This is a genomic window from Streptomyces sp. NRRL S-495 (assembly GCF_000966955.1).
In the GTDB taxonomy this organism is placed as follows: Bacteria; Actinomycetota; Actinomycetes; order Streptomycetales; family Streptomycetaceae; genus Kitasatospora; species Kitasatospora purpeofusca.
On record NZ_JZWY01001221.1, the window covers coordinates 1 to 2,706 of the forward strand.

The 2,706-nt window shown below is 77.1% G+C and carries 1 protein-coding gene; it reads right to left on the reverse strand.

From position 1 onward, the window contains the following. Positions 1-2,706 (reverse strand): type I polyketide synthase (locus VR45_RS40740; protein WP_045945027.1); only part of this gene is annotated, 2,706 nt, incomplete at both ends.

Genomic DNA, 2,706 nt, shown 5'->3' on the forward strand with positions numbered 1-2,706 from the left:
GTCCAGGACTCCGGGTCGGGGACGGTGGCCGTCGCGGCGCGCTCGGGCAGGGCCTGCCACTCGGGGCGGAACAGGTCCTCGTGGTGTCCGGCGCGGCCGGCCTTGAAGCGGTCGGCCGATACGGGCCGCAGGACGAGGGAGCGGGCCGAGAGCACCGGCCGCCCGGTGGTGTCGGTCGCCCGTACGGCGACGGCGTCGCGGCCGGTGGGGGTCAGCCGCAGCCGGAGCTCGGTGGCGCCGGAGGCGTGCAGCCGCACCCCGTTCCAGGAGAACGGCAGCCAGCCCTGCGCGGGTCCCTCCAGGACGTCGAACACCAGCGCGTGCAGGGCCGCGTCCAGCAGGGCCGGGTGCAGGCCGAACGCGGCGGCGTCCGGCTGCTGCTCCTCCGGCAGGCTCGCGACGGCGTACACCTCGTCGCCGAGCCGCCAGGCCGCGCGCAGGCCCTGGAACGCGGGGCCGTAGGCGAATCCGCCGCCCGCGAAGCGGTCGTACAGGCCGTCCGTGTCGAGCGGGACGGCTCCGGGCGGCGGCCAGGCCTCGGGGTCCGCCGGGTCGCCCGGGTCCGGCGGCTCCGGGGCTCCGGCGGAGGTGAGCAGGCCGCTCGCGTGCCGGGTCCAGGGCGCGTCGGGACCGTCGCCGGCGGCCCGGGCGTGGACGCTCAGCGCGCGGGTGCCGGCGGCGTCCGGGCTCCCGACGGTGAGCTGGAGTGCGACGGCTCCGCCCGCCGGGAGCACCAGCGGTGCCTCCAGGGTCAGTTCCTCGACCCGGTCGCAGCCGACCTGGTCGCCCGCGCGGACCGCGAGTTCCAGGAACGCGGTGGCGGGGAACAGCACGCCGTCGTAGACGCCGTGGTCGGCCAACCAGGGGTGGCTGCGGACCGAGAACCTGCCGGTGAAGAGGAAGCCGTCGGAGTCCGCGAGTTCCGTTCCGGCGCCGAGCAGCGGGTGGTCGACCGTCAGCAGTCCGGCCGCGGGCAGGCCGGCCGCGGCCGGGCCGCCCTCCAGCCAGTAGCTGCCGCGCTGGAAGGCGTACGTCGGCAGGTCGACGGCGGGGCGGGACGGGCCGCCGTCGTGGACGGCGCTCCAGTCCACGGGAACGCCCGTGACGTGCAGCCGGGCCAGGGCGGCCGTCGCCGAGGGTGCTTCGGGCCGGTCCTTGCGCAGCAGGGGCACCAGCACGGGGCCGCCGGTGTCGCCGGTGTCACCGGTCAGGCAGTCCTGGCCCATCGCGGTGAGCGCGCCGTCGGGCCCGAGCTCCAGGAACGCGGTCACGCCGTCGCGTTCCAGGTGCCGCACGCCGTCCTGGAAGCGGACGGTGCCGCGCACGTGCTCCACCCAGTAGTCCGGCGAGGCGAGCTGCTCGGCGGTGGCCGGCTCGCCCGTCAGGTCGGAGACCACGGGGACGGTGGGCTCCCCCGCGACGATCCGGGCCGCGACCTCGCGGAACTCGGCGAGCATCGGCTCCATGAGGGGCGAGTGGAAGGCGTGGGAGACCCGCAGCCGTCGGGTCTTGCGGCCGCGCGCGGCGAGCACGGCGGCGATCTCGTCCACCGCCGCCGCGGCGCCGGAGATCACGGTCGAGGCCGGGCCGTTGACCGCGGCCAGGCCGACCTCGCTCTCGCGGCCCGCGAGCAGCGGCAGCACCTCCTCCTCCCCCGCGGCGAGGGCGGCCATCGCGCCGCCCTCCGGGAGGGCCTGCATCAGCCGTCCCCGCGCGACCACCAGCGCCGCGGCGTCGGGCAGGGCGAACACCCCGGCGACATGGGCGGCGGCCAGCTCTCCCACGGAGTGGCCGAGCAGCCGGTCGGGACGCACGCCCCAGTGCTCGACGAGGCGGAACAGGGCGACGCCGAGGGCGAACAGGGCGGGCTGGGTGTACTCGGTGCGGTCCAGCAGGCCGTGGCCGGGGTCGCCGGGAGCCGCGTCGATCACCTCCCTCAGCGGGCGGTCGAGCAGCGGGTCGAGTTCCGCGCAGACCGCGTCGAAGGCGTCGGCGAAGACCGGGAACCGCGCGTACAGTTCGGCGCCCATGCCGGTGCGCTGGCTGCCCTGGCCGGGGAACAGGAAGGCCGTCTTCGCGGCCGCGCCGGTGACACCGCGCACCAGGTCCGCCGACGGCTCCCCGGCGGCGAGGGCGGTGAGCCCCTGGAGCAGGGTCTCCCGGTCCGTGCCGGTGAGGGCGGCCCGGTGGTCGAAGGCGCTGCGGTTCAGTGCCAGGGAGCGGCCCAGGTCCGCGACGGCGAGGGTCGGGGCGTGCTCCACGTGCTGGAGCAGCCGGGCCGCCTGCTCCCGCAGCGCGTCCGCGCTGCGGGCGGAGAGCAGCCAGGGCAGGGCGGGTGCGGCAGCCGGAACCGGCGCGGGTGCGGCGGCCGGGGCCGGTTCGGTGGGCTGTTCGAGGATGGTGTGGGCGTTGGTGCCGCTGACTCCGAACGACGACACCGCGGCCCGCCGGGGGCGGCCCGTCTCCGGCCACGGGGTGTCCTCGGTGAGCAGCCGGACCGCGCCTGCCGACCAGTCCACGTGCGGTGTCGGCGCGTCGACGTGGAGGGTGCGCGGCAGCGCCCCGTGCCGCATGGCCTGCACCATCTTGATGATGCCGGCGACGCCTGCGGCGGCCTGGCTGTGTCCGATGTTCGACTTCAGCGACCCCAGCCACAGCGGCTGCCCCGCGTCGCGTTCCCGGCCGTACGTGGCCAGCAGCGCCTGG